Consider the following 16,026-nt stretch of genomic DNA (forward strand, 5'->3'; position numbering starts at 1 on the left):
CGGCCGTGGCCGGGCCACGGCCCGGCCGCGGCTGCCCGGCGGCCGCGCCGCGCGACCCGGCCCGCCGGGACCGGCGCTGTCAGCGACTGCCCGTAAGCTGGGCCCCATGTGGAAGAAGTCCGAACTGCGCGAGGCCCCGGAGCCTCTTGAGGGTCCCGTCGTCGGCACGATCACCGGCGGCACCATCATCTGGTTCGTGCTCTTCCTGGCCCAGCTCCCCTTCTACGGCTGGTTCGCCGACCACGACCGCACCTGGTGGGTGTGGACCTGCCTGGCCGGCGGCGGCCTCGGCCTCCTCGGCATCTGGTACGTCCGCAAGCGCGACGCCGCGATCAAGCGCGCGGCCGCGGCGCGGGACGCCGAGCGGGCACCGGCGGACGCGGCCTGAGGCGGGCTCGGCCCGGGGCGGGCTCGGCCCGAGACGGACACGCCCCTGGACGGGCGGGCCACGCCGGGGCGCCGTTCGGCGCTTCGGACGGCCGTCTCACCCCCCGGACGATGTCACCCCATAGTGGACGCATCCCGGCCACCGACGGTTGACGCGCGCCCCTCCAACAACTCCCGCCACCTTCCTGTGCGTATCCAGCGGGTGAATCGTCCGTTCCGCCCGTAACGTCGAAGGCATGACTCAGCGGGCGAAGACCGAAGCCGGAGGCCGCGAGCAGGCCACCGATACGGCCCACCGCGGCCTGACCGCAGCGGAGGTCGCCGAGCGGGTGTCCAGAGGCGAGGTCAACGACGTCCCCGTGCGGTCCTCGCGCTCCACCGCCGACATCGTCCGCTCGAACGTCTTCACCCGCTTCAACGCCATCATCGGCGTGCTGTTCGTGATCATCCTGATCGTCGGGCCCATCCAGGACGGCCTGTTCGGCTTCGTCATCCTCGCCAACACCGGCATCGGCATCATCCAGGAGCTGCGCGCCAAGAAGACGCTGGACAGCCTGGCCGTCATAGGCGAGTCCAGGCCGACCGTCCGGCGCGACGGCACGGCCGCCGAGATCCCCACCTCCGAGGTGGTCCTCGGCGATGTCATCGAACTCGGCCCCGGCGACAAGGTGATCGTCGACGGCGAGGTCCTGGAGAGCGACGGTCTGGAGATCGACGAGTCGCTGCTGACCGGCGAGGCCGACCCGGTGGTCAAGAAGCCCGGCGAGAAGGTGATGTCCGGCAGCTTCGTGGTCGCCGGCGGCGGCGCGTTCACCGCCACGAAGGTCGGGCGCGAGGCGTACGCGGCGCAGCTCGCCGAGGAGGCGTCCCGCTTCACCCTCGTCCACTCCGAGCTGCGCAGCGGCATCAGCCAGATCCTCAAGTACGTGACGTGGATGATGGTGCCGACCGCCATCGGCCTGATCCTCAGCCATCTGTTCACCCTGAACATGGCGGGCGACGAAGCCGTACGCCGCATGGTCGCCGGCATCGTCCCCATGATCCCCGAGGGCCTGGTCCTCCTCACCTCGGTCGCCTTCGCGATCGGTGTCATCCGGCTCGGCCGCAAGAAGTGCCTGGTCCAGGAGTTGCCCGCGATCGAGGGCCTGGCCCGGGTCGACGTGGTCTGCCTGGACAAGACCGGCACGCTCACCGAAGGCGGCATGGACGTCAGCGAGCTGCGGCCGCTGGACGGGTCGGCCGAGGACCTGGCCAAGCAGGTCCTCGGCGCACTCGGCAAGTCCGATCCCCGCCCCAACGCGTCCCTCCAGGCGATCATCGACGCGTACCCGGCGGGGGACGGCTGGCACAGCACCGACGCGCTGCCGTTCTCCTCCGCCCGCAAGTACAGCGGCGCGGCCCTCCAGAGCCCGGACGGTGAACACTCCACCTGGCTGCTCGGCGCCCCCGACGTCCTCCTGCCCGCCGGCGACGACGCGCTCGCCGAGGTCGACGACCTGAACGCGCAGGGCCTGCGCGTCCTCCTGCTGGCCCGCGCCGACCGCGATCTGCACGACTCCTCCATCGCCGACCACGTCCGACCCACCGCCCTGGTCGTCCTCGAACAGCGGCTGCGCCCCGACGCGATGGACACCCTGCGGTACTTCGAGGAACAGGGCGTCCAGGCGAAGGTCATCTCCGGCGACAACGCGGTCTCCGTCGGCGCGGTGGCCGGGAAACTCGGCATGCCCGGCGCGGAGTCCCCCGTGGACGCGCGCAAACTCCCCGACGACCCGGAGGAGATGGGAAAGGTCCTGGAGGACGGCGCGGTGTTCGGCCGCGTCACGCCGCAGCAGAAGCGGGACATGGTCGGCGCGCTCCAGGCGCGCGGCCACAACGTCGCGATGACCGGCGACGGCGTCAACGACGTACTCGCCCTCAAGGACGCGGACATCGGCGTCTCGATGGGCGCGGGCAGCGAGGCCACCAAGGCCGTCGCGCAGATCGTGCTCCTCAACAACAGCTTCGCGACGCTGCCTTCGGTGGTCGCCGAGGGCCGCCGGGTGATCGGCAACATCACCCGCGTCGCCACCCTCTTCCTCACCAAGACCGTCTATTCGGTCCTGCTGGCGATCCTGGTGGCCTGCTGCCAGATCCCGTACCCCTACCTGCCGCGCCACCTCACCCTGCTGTCCACCCTCACCATCGGCGTACCGGCCTTCTTCCTGGCCCTCGCCCCCAACAAGGAGCGCGCGAAGCCGCACTTCGTCCGGCGGGTGATGCGGTACGCGGTCCCCTCCGGCCTGATCACCGGCCTCGCCGCGTTCGCCACCTACCTGCTGGCCCGCGGCCACTACGACGGCCCGGACGCCCTCCCCGCCGAGACCAGCGCCGCCACCCTGACCCTGTTCCTCAGCGCGATGTGGGTCCTGGCGATCATCGCCCGCCCCTACACGTGGTGGCGCATCGGCCTCGTCCTGGCCATGGCCCTCGGCTTCCTGATCGTCCTCGTCACCCCCTGGCTCCAGCACTTCTTCGACCTGAAGCTGGTCGGCACGACGATGCCGTGGGCGGCGGTGGCGATCGCCGTGGTGGCGGCGGTGCTGCTGGAGGTGGCGTGGCGGGTGATGGGGCGGCGGTTCCCGGCGTAGTCGTCTTCGACGACGGTTCACGACGGCCCCACCGCCCCGCCACGACGGCGAGCCGCCGCAACGGCGCGGCCGGGCGGCACATCAGGCGCCGGTCCCCCAGCCCCCTCCTCCCACCCAGCCGCACCATGCGTCGCTAGTCGAACCAGCGGGCCTCCGCCAGTTCCTCCGCTCGGTCCGGGTCCTCCAGGAGGGCGGCGGTTTCGAAGCGGCGGGGCCACTGGCCGGCGGCCCAAGCGAGGCCGGCGGCGACGCCCTCCAGGGTGGCGGCGTGGAGGGTGCCGTCGGGGGTCCAGCGCCAGTCGAGTTCGGTGCCGTCCTCGACGGTCAGTTCCTCGTGCTCGACGTACGAGCGCGGGGTGTCCGGGCCGAGCAGCGTACGGACCGGTTCCGGGACCTCGTGCCGGATGCCCTCCGACCGTACGGGCGCCGGGAAGACCTCGCTCAGCCGCCTTACCTGGAACAGCTCGGCCAGCTCCGCCGCGCGTGCCGGGCGGACCGGCAGCAGCGGCAGGCCGGCGGCCAGCGGCATCAGATCGGGCGCGTCCGCGACGACCGCCTCGGCCGCGTCCACGACCCGCACCTCACCGTTGACGACGGCCCGCAGCTCATCCGGCAGCGTCACCTGCTCGGGGTCCAGCTCCGCCAGCACCCCGTACAGCGCGTGCAGTTGAGCCGGACCCACCTCGCGCGCGGGGTCCGCGAGGCGGGCGAGCAGCTCGGCCGCGCCGCCCGGCTCCTCCAGCAGCGCGGCCACGGAGGTCCGCACACCGAGGGCGCGCAGCACCTGGGCGTCCACCTCGCCCGCGTCCGCCGACTCGTACAGCCCCGCCAGCAGCGGGTCACCGCCCGCGGCCCGCAGCCCCGCCGGGCGGCGGCCGTCCAGCACCGGGTGCCCGCGCAGCCACCACGCCGTGTAGGGGCGGACCAGTTCGGTCGTGCCGTCCGGCAGCAACACCCGTACGGGCGCGGTCAGCGCGTCCCGCAGCGGCGGCCGCGACAGCATCGCCAGCACCCGCGGCCACGCGTCGTCGTCGACCAGGTCCAGGTCCCGTACGGCCACGATCTCCGTCGCGACCGGCGGCACCGGCGTCTCCGGCAGCCCGTCGAGGACGTCCTCGCACCACACGTCCACGGCATCCAGCACACCGACGTCGTCCGGCTCGGTGAAGTCCCCGTCGCGCGGCTCCAGTTCGTCCGGATCCAGCACCACGTCGGGGGCCCGTACGAGAGCGAAGCCGGCCAGCACGCCGACGGCGGTCAGCGGCTGCTCACCCCAGCGCGCGGCGAACTCCGCCTCCACGCAAGCGAGTTCGCCCTCCCGGATGACACTCTCGAAGTCGCTGCCGGGCAGCACCAGTTCGCCCGCGGGGGCCGGTTCGCCGTCCTCGTCGGGCAGGGCGAGCGCGGCCAGCCAGGGCTCGTCGCCGGGCGCGAGGTGCGCGTCGCGCACGAGGCCGAGCACGGCCTCCGCCAGCTCCTCGCCGCCCAGCCCGCCGAGTTCGCCCGGCTCGCCGTCGAAACCGAAGGCGTAGTCGTCCTCCGCCGCGTCCAGCGAACCCGCCACGGCCGCCCGGACCTGCGGAGTCGTCAGCACCGCGCGCGGATTCGCCGGAGTGGCGCCCAGCTTCTCCAGCAGCGGGTGCACGGCGTCCGGGTGGGCCACCTTCAGGCCCAGGCGGGCCAGGGTGCGGTGGCGCTCGGCGTCGTCACCCGCACCGCCGCCGGGCAGCGGCAGCAGAACCTGACGCGGGCCGATCGTGGTGCGCGCCGCCCGGCCGTCCTCGGCCCCCGAACCGGCGAGCGGTACGGGCAGGCCGCTCAGCCGCTCCGGATCCGTACCGGCCAGCGAGTCGTACAGCCGCCACCACCACGCGGGCGTCCGGTCCACCCCGGCCAGCCGGTCGATGACCTCGCCCAGCGGCACCCGCGCCACCCCCAGCGCACGCAGCTCGGGCCGCCGCTCCAGCCCGGCGGGCAGCAGGCTCGGGAACAGCTCCGCCAGCACGCGGACCGTGTCGGCCCCCGCCCCCTCGACCAGCTCCGCGTCCACCGGACGCAGCACGTACGCGTCCTCCTCGCCGCGGGCGCCGCCCCAGCCGCCCCCCTCACCGGGAGCCAGCTCGTCCGGACCACCGGCGGCGGGCGACGCGTCGAGGTGCAGCCCCATGCCGCTCGCGGGCGCGGCCGCGCTCGGCAGGAACCGTACGCGCGGCAGCAGCTCCAGCACCTGCCGCCGCAGCTCGTTGTCCAGCTCGCCCTGCCCCAGCGGGCCCGGTACGAGATCGATCGTGCCCGTCGAGACCGGCTGCCAGGCGGCCAGCAGCGCCGCGTACGCCTCGGCGGCGCGCCGCACGAGATGATCGGCGAGCGCACCGGGCGCGACGCGGCGCCGGGTCGGCTCCAGCGGGAACGAGGCGATCAGCAGCGCCGGCAGGCCGTGCCGCTCGTCGGTGGGCGTCGGCGCGTGCACGACCGGCGCGGTCTCCGGGCGCACCGGAGCGCCTTCCTCGTCCACCGGAACCGCCCAGGTCACCGCCCAGTGCGGACGCAGACGCTCCTCCACCGGGCGGTCGGCCAGCAGCTCCGGGTCCAGCGCGCCGTTCTCGCTCCTGACCCGCCAGCGGGACGTGCCGCGCTCGCTGTCCTCGATGACGACGTACGCGCCCTCCTGGCGCCGCCTCAGCTCTCGTACGCCGTCCGGGGTCTCGATCACGACCTCGGCCAGCCCCGGCAGCGTCAGCAGCAACGCGGCGTCGATACCGGCCAGCAGGCGGACCGTCAGCTCGTGCGCGGCGCCGTCACGCAAGGGCAGCACGACGGACGTGTCGTAGCCCTGCGGCGCACTGCCCTCGGCCGGGAAAGGCAGCCGCAACAGCGGTACGTGGCCGTCGCGGCGCCGCAGTTCACCACCCAGGCCGGGGCTGTGCGCGGCGAACTGGCTCGCCAGCTCGCGGGCCTCCGTCAGCGACCAGCGGACACCGCCGGTACGGCCGATCAGCGCGGGCTCGTCACTGACCGCGAGCACCGCCGAGAAGCCGACGCCGAAGCGGCCGACGGCCACTGCGGCCTCGGTCTCGCGCTTGGCGGAGGCGCGCAGGGTGGACAGGGACTCGACGCCCGTGGCATCGATGGGGGTACCGGTGTTGGAGGCGACCAGTACGCCTGGACCTTGGCCTTCGGCCGGGTGCAGGGTCAGGCGCAGCCGTCCGGGGACGCCGGCGCGGGCGGCGGCGTCCGAGGCGTTCTGCGCCAGCTCGACGGCGAGACGGTCGCGGTAGCCGCCGAGAGCGAGATCCTCCTCGGCGTTCGCATCCTCCCGAAACCGGGCCGGCGAGGCCGCCCACGCATCGAGCACCCCCCTACGCAGCCGGGCCGTCCCAAACGGATCCGCCTCTGCCCCTGCCGCTTCGCTCACGTTGTCTCCCGTTGTCGGTGCCAGGGTCATTTTCTACCGGGTGGGGGGTCACGCTTGCGTGACGGGGTTGGGGTTGGGGTTGGGGTTGGGGTTGGGGTTGGGGGGCGGGGTTGGGGGCGGGGGCGTTGCCTTGCCCCGGTGGGGGTGCGGGTGCTGCGCGGTCGGTTCGGTGGGTGGGGGCGCGCGTCTCGCGCCTAGGGTTCGGTGGGTGGGGGCTCGGGGCCCCGCAGGGGTCACTCCTCGGCGCCGGGAGTCATCCTTGTGTTCATTCGTAACCGGGGTCTCGGTCGTCCTGCGGGGAGACCCCTACGTGTCCCCGAGCCCGCGCCGTTCGCGGCTTTCCCACCCCCGTGGCTGGGGTCTTCACAGACCCCCGGCACGGCTTACGCACGACGTGGAGACGCCCGGGGCCCTGCGCCTACGCCCCGCGCGCCTCACCACACGGTGGGCGCGCACCAAGGTCATCTTTTTCCTCCCCCACCGGCCCGCACCCGCCAAACCGGCGGGAGGGGGTGTGCAGGGGGACACTCCCCGCAGGACGACCGTAGCCCCGGTTACGAATGACCACCTGGTTCACTCCAGGCGCCGAGGAGATGGCCCCCTGCGCACCCCCGCCCCACAAACAAAGCAAACGCGTATCCGCGCGAAGCGCGGGCCCGGTACCCCCCACCCCACCACATCAGCGGCTAGCTGTGGCCGAACTCCTCACCCGGCCCCGCCGCCTCCACAGACCCTCCGGCCGGATCCGGCCGCAACGGCATCGGATCGACGACGGTCTCGTCGATGACCGGCGGAGCCGGACGCGGGGGCTTCGGCATGACGGCGGCCTCGGAGTGACCCCCGCAGCCGTAGCCGAGGGAGACGACGTGCCCGTCCGCGGGCCCGAACTCGTTGGCGCAGATGCCGAAGGCCTGGCGGAGGGAGCCGGCCAGCGGGACCAGGAAGCCGCAGGAGACGCAGTTGGCGGGGGCGGCCTGGGCCATGGCGGTCTTGGGGCCGTAGGCCTCTTCCCAGCGGTCGGCCGCGATGTGCAGGCCGTAGCGGGAGAGAACCCGGGGGCGCCCCATGCCCAGCTCGTCGGCCACGGCGGCGATGCTCCCGCGAGCGGTCGTGTCGGGCTGGACCGCGGGCGAACCGGGCTCGACGTCCGCGTCCTCGGCGTCGGCCAGCTCGGCGACCCCCGGCGCGACGGGCGTACTGTCCGGTGCCGTCGCGGGCCGAACCTCATCCGTCGCGGGCCAGCCCGCATCCGTCGCGGGCCGACCCGCATCCGTACCCGAGAAACCAGGCTCAAGGCGGAGATCCTCCGCCTCGGTGGGCAGCAGGTCACCGGGGCCCATGTCCCCGGGACGCAGCCGCTCGCTCCACGGCACCCACTCGGGGGCGAGCAGCGCGTCGGGGCCGGGGAGCAGGACGGACTCGTCGAGGGTGACGTGCTTGGCGCGGGACGCGCGGGCGACGGTCACGGCCCAGCGCCAGCCCCGGTAGCCGGGCTCCTTGCACTCGAACAGGTGTGTGACGACACGGTCCCCGTCGGCGACGGCGTCGACGTGCTCGCCGACCGTTCCCGGCGCCGCGGCCTCCTCGGCCGCCGCGCGGGCAAGGTCGACCGCCTCGGCGCACAGGCGGTCAGGGGTACGGCTTCGCATCGCAGCACTCACAAGAATCGATTCTCTCTTCCACGCCGTCTCACGAGTGCGCCAGCCGGAGCTGTCCTGTCCTGTCCGGACGACCGGCGTGCCGGGGCGGGCGGAGCGGACCTGGGGACCGCGTCGACGTCCGCGCCCGGTCATCTCGGTCGAGCGCACCTCTTACGAACCATTCTGCGGGATCGCGGCAAGGCGCGCGGCCAAGAACGACCGCCGGTGGCGCGCTACACACGCTACCCCTTCAACCGTGTGCGGCCCCTCGGCGGGAGCGGCAAATGTCACCGGCAGCGGCCACCAGCCGTGTGGCGCCGCGCAACAGGCCGTGGAAAGAGCCATGGCCCGGGCGAGTTGGGGGCACTATTGGCTGCGTGGCTGCCGGACGGGCGTCTAGGAGGACGGGGCTGCCGCGGATGCCACGGGCGTCGCGGGCCCCCAGGCCGGGGACCGCGAAATCCTCCCGGGCCCCGCGGATCGCCAAGGCTTCGCGGATTTCCACCGGGCCGCGTGTGCCTAAGGGGGCACGGGTCTCGACGGCGTCCACGAGATCCGGCGGGGCCGGCGGCCGGGCGTGCCGCGCGGCGGGCCGGGCGCTGCGCCGCCCGTTCGCGGCGGCCGGGCGCGGCATACGGCGGGCGACCCACGCGCACGGGGCGGGCGAGTCGGGCCTCGGCAAGCTGATCGAGCTGCACGCGGTGAACTCGGCCGGCGACATGATGATCACGATCGCGCTGGCCTCGACGGTGTTCTTCTCCGTGCCGACGGACCAGGCGCGGGGCCGGGTGGCGCTGTACCTCGCCGTCACGATGGCGCCGTTCGCGCTGCTGGCACCGGTCGTGGGGCCGCTGCTGGACCGGGTGCCGCACGGCCGCCGGGCCGCGATGGCCGGGGCCATGCTGGCCCGCGCGCTGCTCGCGCTGACCATGGCGGGCGCGGTCGCGGGCGGCGGGCTGGAGCTGTATCCGGCGGCACTGGGCGTATTGGTGTCCTCGAAGGCGTACGGGGTGGTGCGGAGCGCCGTCGTCCCGCGCCTGCTGCCGCCCCGCATCTCCTTGGTGAAGGCCAATTCCCGGGTGACGCTCGCCGGGCTGCTGGCGACCGGGGCCGCGGCGCCGGTGGGCGGCGCGCTGCATCTGGTGGGGACGAGCTGGCCGCTGTACGGGGCGTTCGCGGTGTTCGTGGCGGGCACCTTCCTGTCGTTCTCGCTGCCGCACAAGGTGGACTCGGCGAAGGGCGAGGGGCGCGCGCGGCTGGCGTCCGGGGAAGAAGGCGAGCGGGCCGGGAAGGCGTCGGGCGAACGGCCGGGGAAGGCGGCGGCCGGCGGCCGGCGGCCGGGGCTGCGGACGGTGGGCCCGTCCGTACTGCACGGGCTCCAGGGGAACTGCGCGCTGCGGTCGCTGTCCGGGCTGCTGACGTTCTTCCTGGCGTTCCTGCTGCGCGAGCACCCGCTGGGCGGGCTCGGGCCGCAGCTCTCGCTGGGGCTGGTGGCGGTGGCGGCGGGGGCGGGCAACGCGCTGGGGACGGCGGTCGGCGCGTGGCTGCGGTCCCGGGCCCCGGAGCTGATCATCGCGGTGGTGCTGGGGCTGGCGCTGGCCGTCACGGTCACCGCGGCGGTCTTCTACGCGGTGCTGGCCATCGTGGTGGTGACGGCCGCGGCGGCGACGGCGGGCCTGTGCCAGGCGCTGGCGAAGCTGTCGCTGGACGCGGTGATCCAGCGCGATGTGCCGGAGCCGGTGCGCACCTCGGCGTTCGCCCGCTCCGAGACCGCGCTCCAGCTGTCCTGGGTGGTCGGCGGCGCCGTCGGGATCGCGCTGCCGCTGAGCGGGACGCTGGGTCTGGCGGTGGCCGGGGCGCTGGTGGCGACGGGCGCGGTGCTGGCCGTACGGGGCCTGCTGGGTGCGGCGCGGCACGGCGCGCCCCACCCTCGTGTGGCGTGAGCGGAACCGACCGATAGCCTGCCCGCATGACCGCGTTCTCTTCTTGGGGCACAGGCCGCCGCGCCGCTGCCGCCCTCGGTGCCGTGTCCCTGGGGCTCGTCACCCTTTCCGCCTGTGAGAAGCCGACCCCGCTCGCCACGGTGACCGCCGGCAAGGACACCGTGACCGCCGAGGCGGCCTGCTACGACGACGGCAAGGTGCTCGGCGATCTGGCCTCCACCGACAAGAAGGCGCAGGCCGAGTTCACCAAGTGCCTGACCACCGACCCCAAGAAGATGATCACCCTGCACCCGGGTGAGAAGCTGCGGCTCGGCGTCGAGCCGGACGTGGCGGAGGACGGCTGGATCGCGCTGTCCAACAGCAGCCCGATCACCAACATGAGCAAGCAGACGTACCAGGTCGTGCCCAACGCCGACCAGCTCTTCGTCAACCAGCAGACCCGCAGCCTGGCCGACTCCACCGTGGTGTCCGTCGTCGCCTCCAAGGGCGGCAAGTACACCGGCGTGTGGAACGTCAAGCTCAAGCGCGCCGAGTCCTGAGCCCGCTGACATCCGCGCGAGGCCGGTGGTGATGAGGTGACCGAGATACGGGTCCTGGCCGTCACCGCCGTCCCGGCCGAGCGCGACGCGGTGGTCACGGGCGCGGCCGGGGACGGTGCCGCCGAGGTCGTCGCGCTGCCGGTGGGCGGCTACGCGCTGCACCGGGTACGGGCCGGTGAGCGGCCCGCCGTGGTCCTCGACGTGCTCGCCGCCGGTGTCGGCCCGGCCGCCGCTGCCGCCGGCACCGCCGCCGCGCTGACCGCCGCGGTGTGCGGCGGATCGGGCTACCACCTCGTGATCTCGGCCGGCATCGGCGGCGGCTTCGCGCCCGCCGCCCCGGTGGGCGCGACCGTCGTCGCGGACGAGATCGTCGCGGCCGACCTGGGCGCGGAGACTCCGGACGGCTTCGTTCCGGTGACCGAGCTGGGCTTCGGCACGGTCGTCCACACCCCGCCGCCGGACCTGGTGCGGGCCCTCGCCGCGGCCACCGGCGCGGCGTGCGGCGCGGTGCTCACCGCCTCGACCGTCACCGGCAGCGCCGGGCACGCCGCGCGGCTCGCCGCCCGCCATCCGCGCGCCCTCATCGAGGCGATGGAAGGTTTCGGCGTCGCCGAGGCCGCCGCCGCGCAGGGCCTGCCGGTGCTCGAAATCCGTACGGTCTCCAACCCTGTCGGCCCGCGCGACCGCGCCGCGTGGCGCATCGGGGACGCGCTCGGCGCGCTCTCCGCCGCCTGCGCCGCGCTCCCCCGCGTCCTGACGGCGGCCGGGACCCCGACCTCCTGGAGGACGCCATGAGCGACCCGCTCAAGATCGCCTACTCGCCGTGCCCGAACGACACCTTCGTCTTCCACGCGTGGGCGCACGGCAAGGTCCCGGGCGCGCCCGCGCTGGACGTCACCTTCGCCGACATCGACATCACCAACGGCATGGCCGAGCGCGGCGAGGGCGACATCCTGAAGGTGTCGTACGCGGTGCTGCCGTGGGTGCTGGAGGAGTACGCGCTGCTGCCCTGCGGCGGCGCGCTGGGGCGCGGCTGCGGCCCGCTGGTGCTCACCAAGGAGCCGGGCGAGGCCAGGGACCTGGCCGGGAAGACGGTCGCGGTGCCCAGCGAGCGGTCGACCGCGTACCTGCTGTTCCGGCTGTGGGCGGCCGACGAGGTGCCCGGCGGCGTCGGCGAGGTGAAGGTGCTGCCGTTCGACGAGATCATGCCGGCGGTACGGGACGGCCGGGTGGACGCCGGACTGGTCATCCACGAGGCCCGCTTCACGTACCGGAACTACGGGCTGAGCTGCCTCGCGGACATGGGCGAGCACTGGGAGCGCACCACCGGACTGCCGATCCCGCTGGGCGCGATCATCGCCAAGCGGTCGCTGGGCGCCGAGCGGTTGCGCGAGCTGGCCGCGGCGGCCCGCACGTCGGTGCGGATGGCCTGGGACGACACCGAGGCGTCGCGCGCGTACGTACTGGAGCACGCGCAGGAGATGGACCCGGCCGTCGCCGACCAGCACATCGGCCTGTACGTGAACGAGTTCACCGCCGACCTCGGCGAGGACGGCTACGCGGCGGTCCGCGGCCTGCTCACGCGCGCCGCGGCCGAGGGGCTCGTACCGCCCCTCGGCCGCGATGCGCTGAGCTTCGGCTAGCCGCCGGCCGTCACACGTCCAGCTGGTCGGCGACCGCGCGCAGCATGCCCGCGATCTTCCCGCCGTGTGCCTTGTCGGGGTAGCGGCCGCGCTCCAGCTGCTGGGCGACGTTCTCCAGGAGCGTGGTGAGGTCCTGCACGATCGACGCCAGCTCGTCCGGCTTGCGGCGCTGGGCCGCCGCCACCGACGGCGCCGGGTCGAGGATCGTCACCGAAAGCGCCTGGTCGCCGCGCTGCCCGGCCACCACGCCGAACTCGACGCGCTGGCCCGGCTTGAGTGCGTCCACGCCGTCGGGCAGCACCGACGAGTGCACGAAGACGTCACCGCCGTCGTCGCGGGAGAGAAAGCCGAAGCCCTTCTCGCTGTTGAACCACTTGACCTTGCCGGTAGGCACGTCTGTCCTCGTCCTCGTACTCGTCGGAAAACCACTGGGGTCTGGTTACGGTTTTTAGGGTGTTTCCTGCGGGAAAACAGCTCTGGATAGCAGTGCAGCGGGCCACCTGACCCGCCACCCCCCAAGGCTAATGGTCCGGTGCCCGGTGACAAGACGTCGCCGGGTGGTTCCACCGCGCTTCTGGCCCGGACTTACCCTGGTCGTGTGTCTGACGAAACTCCCCAGGCCGGGGATCTGCTGGTACGGATCGGCGCGATTGTTTTCCTGATTGGCGCGGTGGCCACACTCGCCACCGTCACCCCGCTGTTCATCGGGGCCGATCCGCTGCCGTCCGTCTTCTACTGGGTCTGCATGCTGATGGGCGTCGGCTTCGTCGTCGCCGCGGCCGGAGTGCTGCGTTCCGTCGCGGCCCAGCGACGGCAGGCGCGCTCCTCGGCGGCGTAACGGACTCAACGGTTCCGCCCGGCCGCGTACCCCTCCAGCCAGGCCGGGAAGCCGGTCAGGTCGTCGAGGAGGACCTGGGCGCCGGCCGCGCGCAGCTCGTCCGGGGCGCACGGCCCGGTGGCCACCGCCACGGACAGCGCGTCGGCGGTGTGCGCACCGCGTACGTCACCGGTGTGGTCGCCGACGTAGACGGAAGCGCCGTGCGCGCGCAGCGCCTCGGCCTTGGCCTCCGCCCACAGCGAGCCGATGACGGCGTCCGCCGGGATGTCCAGGTGCGCCAGGTGCAGCTTGGCGTTGGGCTCGTACTTCGCGGTGACGACGATCGCCCGCCCGCCGTGGCGCTGTACGGCGGCCACCGCCTCGCGGGCGCCCGGCATCGCGAGCGTCCCGGTGATCGCGTGCGTCGGGTACAGCGACCGGTACAGATCGCTGATCTCCGCGACCCGCTCCTCGGGGAACCACCGGCGGATCTCCTGCTCCAGCGGCGGCCCGAGCCGGGTGATCGCCGCGTCCGCGTCGATGTACGTCCCCGTCTCGGCCGACAGCGCCTCGTACGCCGCCTTGATGCCGGGGCGCGAGTCGATCAGCGTCATGTCCAGGTCGAAGCCGACGGTGAGCGTCTTCGAGGCGCGGGCGACCGTGGGATCGGGAACCGGGGTGTGCGAAGCCATGGTGGCCATTGTGGCTGATGTCCGCGGCGGGCGAGCCGTACACTTGCCCCTCCTGACCTGCCCGCCGCCCGCGCCGACGCCACCGCGGAACGGAGCCGATGCCAGTCGTCCGGTCCAGCAGCCCCAGAGCCTCCCCGACGAGACGCCGCGCCGGCTGGACCGCCGGGGCGGTGTTCGTGCTGCTGCTGGCGGTGCTGTTCTCGCTCGCGGTCGGCAGCCGCCCGTTCGCTCCGTCCGAGGTGCTGGACGCGCTGCTGTACGGCGGGGGCGGTGACGCCGCGCAGGTGGTGCGCTTCCTGCGGCTGCCGCGCACGCTGATCGGCCTGATGGTCGGCGCCGCGCTCGCCCTCGCGGGCACCGCCATGCAGGGCGTCACCCGCAACCCCATCGCCGACCCGGGCGTCCTCGGCATCAGCCAGGGCGCCTCGGTGGGCGTGGTCCTCGCGCTGTCCTTCCTCGGGGTGCACACCCTCGGCGGCTATGTGTGGTTCGCCTTCGCGGGCGCCGGGATGGCGGCGGTGTCCGTGTACGCGATCGCCTCCAGGGGGCGCGGCGGCGCGACACCGGTGAAGCTGGCGCTGTCCGGGGCCGCTGTCAACGCGCTGCTCGTCGCCGTGACCATGGCGGTGCTGACGACGAAGGCGGCGGCGCTGGACGAGTTCCGGTTCTGGCAGGTCGGCTCGCTGACCGGCCGGGACACCGAGGTCGCCGCGCGGATCTGGCCGTTCCTGCTGGCGGGCGCGGTGCTGGTGCTGGCCGTCGCGCGCGGTCTGGACGCGCTGGCGCTCGGCGAGGACGTGGCCAAGGGGCTCGGGCAGAACGTCGCGGCCGTACGCGTCGTGGCCGGGCTCGGGGCGACCGTGCTGACCGGCGCGGGCGTCGCGGCGGCCGGGCCGATCGCCTTCGTCGGGCTCGCCGTACCGCACCTCGCCCGCGCGGCCGTGGGCGGCGACCACCGCTGGCTGCTGCCGATGGCGGCGCTGCTCGGCCCGGTCGTGGTGCTGGTCTCGGACACCGTGGGACGTGTGCTGTTCCCGCCGTCCGAGGTGCCGGCGGGGGTGCTGACGGCGCTGCTCGGGGTGCCGTTCCTGGTGGCACTGGTACGGCGGAAGGCGGTGCCGGCGTGATCGCGGTACGGCGGGAGGCGGGTGCCGGCATGACCGCGGTACGGCGGGAGGCGGGTGCCGGCATGACCGCGGCAGGGCGGAAGGCGGTGCCGGCGTGACAGCGCCGGTCACCGGCCGTGGGGACGGGATACGGCCGGCGGGCGTGCGGCCCGCCGGGTACGCTCTCGCGCGCGCCGGGCGCGTCTCCTTCCTCGTGCACCGGCGGGCGGTGGCCGTCGCCACCGTGCTCGCCCTGCTGCTCGCGGCCGGCTGCCTGGCGTACCTGTGCGTCGGCGAGTCCTTCGTGGCGCCCGGCGAGGCGCTGAAAGCCGTCTTCGGGCAGCCCTCCCCGGCGGAACTGGTCGTCGGGACGCTGCGGCTGCCGCGCATGGTGGTCGGACTGCTCGTCGGCGCGGCCTTCGGGATCGCGGGCGCGCTGATCCAGACCGTCGCCCGCAACCCGCTCGCCAGCCCGGACGTCATCGGCGTCACCCAGGGCGCGAGCGCGCTGACGGTGGGCTCGATGACGTTCGGTGTGACCTCGTACACCGTCCTGCCGTACCTGTCCGTCGCGGGCGGCGTGCTCGCCGCCGCCCTCGGCTACGTCTTCGCCTGGCGCGGCGGCCTGCACGCCACCCGCTTCGTGCTGATCGGCATCGGCTTCGCCGTCGCGCTGCGCTCGGTCACCCACCTGTTCCTGACCAAGGGCGACCACCTCGTCGCCCAGCAGGCGCAGGTGTGGTTGACCGGCTCGCTCAACGGGCGCGGCTGGGCCGAGGCCGCGCCGCTGGGCTGGGCGCTGCCGGCCCTGCTGCCCGCCGTCCTGTGGGCGGCCCGCGCCCAGCGCACCGTCTCGCTGGACGACGCCACGGCGACCGCGCTCGGCGTACGGCTGAACCGCACCCGGTTCGGCCTGGTCGCGCTCGGCGTGGTGCTGGCGTCGATGGCCACCGGCGCGGCGGGGCCGGTCGACTTCGTGGCGCTGCTCGCCCCGCAGACCGCCCGCCGCCTGACCCGTACGGCACAGCTCCCGCTGCTGTGCTCGGCGCTGCTGGGCGCGGCCGTGGTCGTGGTCGGGGACCTGCTGGCCCGCAAGCTGCTGGCGCCGACGGAGCTGCCGGTGGGCGTGCTGACCGCGGCCGTCGGCGCCCCGTACCTGATCCGTCTGATCATCCGCAGCCGGGCCGTGGGAGGACGCGCGTGAGCGAGGGCAC

13 protein-coding genes are annotated in these 16,026 nt (G+C 74.1%); 9 read left to right on the forward strand and 4 right to left on the reverse strand.

Annotated features, from left to right (window positions below):
* The first annotated feature begins 106 nt into the window (after positions 1-106).
* Positions 107-388 carry a DUF2530 domain-containing protein gene (locus CP973_RS36195; RefSeq protein WP_150248396.1) on the forward strand — a complete coding sequence of 94 codons (282 nt, stop codon included), beginning with the start codon at positions 107-109 and terminating at the stop codon, positions 386-388.
* Between the two features lie 235 nt (positions 389-623).
* A complete protein-coding gene (locus CP973_RS36200; protein ID WP_150248398.1) occupies positions 624-3,017 on the forward strand; it encodes an HAD-IC family P-type ATPase in 2,394 nt (797 codons plus the stop codon).
* A 133-nt stretch (positions 3,018-3,150) separates the two neighbouring features.
* Here CP973_RS36200 and CP973_RS36205 read toward each other — a convergent pair whose 3' ends face one another.
* Positions 3,151-6,462, reverse strand: coding sequence for a sacsin N-terminal ATP-binding-like domain-containing protein (locus CP973_RS36205; protein ID WP_150248400.1), 3,312 nt, complete (start codon positions 6,460-6,462; stop codon positions 3,151-3,153).
* A 656-nt stretch (positions 6,463-7,118) separates the two neighbouring features.
* On the reverse strand, positions 7,119-8,081 hold the full coding sequence (locus CP973_RS36215; protein WP_150248402.1) for a DUF3027 domain-containing protein: 963 nt from the start codon (positions 8,079-8,081) through the stop codon (positions 7,119-7,121).
* A 506-nt stretch (positions 8,082-8,587) separates the two neighbouring features.
* On the opposite strand from CP973_RS36215, the gene CP973_RS36220 reads away from it, so the two are divergent.
* Genes CP973_RS36220 through CP973_RS36235 form a run of 4 tightly spaced genes read left to right on the forward strand, consistent with a single transcriptional unit; the run spans position 8,588 to position 12,197 of the window.
* A complete protein-coding gene (locus CP973_RS36220; protein WP_425282055.1) occupies positions 8,588-10,015 on the forward strand; it encodes an MFS transporter in 1,428 nt (475 codons plus the stop codon).
* A gap of 26 nt (positions 10,016-10,041) precedes the next feature.
* Positions 10,042-10,554 carry an RING finger protein gene (locus tag CP973_RS36225; RefSeq protein WP_150248406.1) on the forward strand — a complete coding sequence of 171 codons (513 nt, stop codon included), beginning with the start codon at positions 10,042-10,044 and terminating at the stop codon, positions 10,552-10,554.
* Positions 10,555-10,599: 45 nt separating this feature from the next.
* Positions 10,600-11,349 carry a futalosine hydrolase gene (locus CP973_RS36230; protein ID WP_150250764.1) on the forward strand — a complete coding sequence of 250 codons (750 nt, stop codon included), beginning with the start codon at positions 10,600-10,602 and terminating at the stop codon, positions 11,347-11,349.
* Positions 11,346-12,197, forward strand: a complete 852-nt coding sequence (locus CP973_RS36235) for a 1,4-dihydroxy-6-naphtoate synthase (protein WP_150248407.1) — start codon at positions 11,346-11,348, stop codon at positions 12,195-12,197. Before CP973_RS36230 ends, CP973_RS36235 begins: the two co-directional genes overlap by 4 nt.
* Positions 12,198-12,207: 10 nt before the next feature.
* Here the strand turns inward: CP973_RS36235 and CP973_RS41530 are convergent, their stop codons facing one another.
* On the reverse strand, positions 12,208-12,591 hold the full coding sequence (locus tag CP973_RS41530) for a cold-shock protein (RefSeq protein WP_030604011.1): 384 nt from the start codon (positions 12,589-12,591) through the stop codon (positions 12,208-12,210).
* Positions 12,592-12,795: 204 nt separating this feature from the next.
* Between CP973_RS41530 and CP973_RS36245 the strand changes: the two genes are divergently transcribed.
* On the forward strand, positions 12,796-13,035 hold the full coding sequence (locus CP973_RS36245; protein ID WP_030185749.1) for a hypothetical protein: 240 nt from the start codon (positions 12,796-12,798) through the stop codon (positions 13,033-13,035).
* 5 nt (positions 13,036-13,040) lie between these two features.
* On the opposite strand, the gene CP973_RS36250 is transcribed toward CP973_RS36245, so the two are convergent.
* On the reverse strand, positions 13,041-13,715 hold the full coding sequence (locus CP973_RS36250; protein ID WP_425282056.1) for an HAD family hydrolase: 675 nt from the start codon (positions 13,713-13,715) through the stop codon (positions 13,041-13,043).
* Between the two features lie 89 nt (positions 13,716-13,804).
* Between CP973_RS36250 and CP973_RS36255 the strand changes: the two genes are divergently transcribed.
* Both CP973_RS36255 and CP973_RS36260 read left to right on the forward strand, forming a co-directional pair.
* Positions 13,805-14,833 (forward strand): FecCD family ABC transporter permease, encoded by a 1,029-nt coding sequence (locus CP973_RS36255; RefSeq protein WP_150248411.1) that lies wholly within the window; start codon positions 13,805-13,807, stop codon positions 14,831-14,833.
* 94 nt (positions 14,834-14,927) lie between these two features.
* Positions 14,928-16,016, forward strand: a complete 1,089-nt coding sequence (locus CP973_RS36260) for a FecCD family ABC transporter permease (protein WP_208853367.1) — start codon at positions 14,928-14,930, stop codon at positions 16,014-16,016.
* Positions 16,017-16,026: the final 10 nt, after the last annotated feature.

Source organism: Streptomyces albofaciens JCM 4342 (assembly GCF_008634025.1).
Classification (GTDB): Bacteria; Actinomycetota; Actinomycetes; order Streptomycetales; family Streptomycetaceae; genus Streptomyces; species Streptomyces albofaciens.

Bases quoted from the DNA above. Each gene is read 5' to 3' on its own strand.
- CP973_RS36195 (WP_150248396.1), top strand. From the start codon at position 107: ATGTGGAAGAAGTCCGAACTGCGCGAGGCCCCGGAGCCTCTTGAGGGT.
- CP973_RS36200 (WP_150248398.1), top strand. From the start codon at position 624: ATGACTCAGCGGGCGAAGACCGAAGCCGGAGGCCGCGAGCAGGCCACC.
- CP973_RS36205 (WP_150248400.1), bottom strand. From the start codon at position 6,462: ATGACCCTGGCACCGACAACGGGAGACAACGTGAGCGAAGCGGCAGGG.
- CP973_RS36215 (WP_150248402.1), bottom strand. From the start codon at position 8,081: ATGCGAAGCCGTACCCCTGACCGCCTGTGCGCCGAGGCGGTCGACCTT.
- CP973_RS36225 (WP_150248406.1), top strand. From the start codon at position 10,042: ATGACCGCGTTCTCTTCTTGGGGCACAGGCCGCCGCGCCGCTGCCGCC.
- CP973_RS36235 (WP_150248407.1), top strand. From the start codon at position 11,346: ATGAGCGACCCGCTCAAGATCGCCTACTCGCCGTGCCCGAACGACACC.
- CP973_RS36250 (WP_425282056.1), bottom strand. From the start codon at position 13,715: ATGGCCACCATGGCTTCGCACACCCCGGTTCCCGATCCCACGGTCGCC.
- CP973_RS36255 (WP_150248411.1), top strand. From the start codon at position 13,805: ATGCCAGTCGTCCGGTCCAGCAGCCCCAGAGCCTCCCCGACGAGACGC.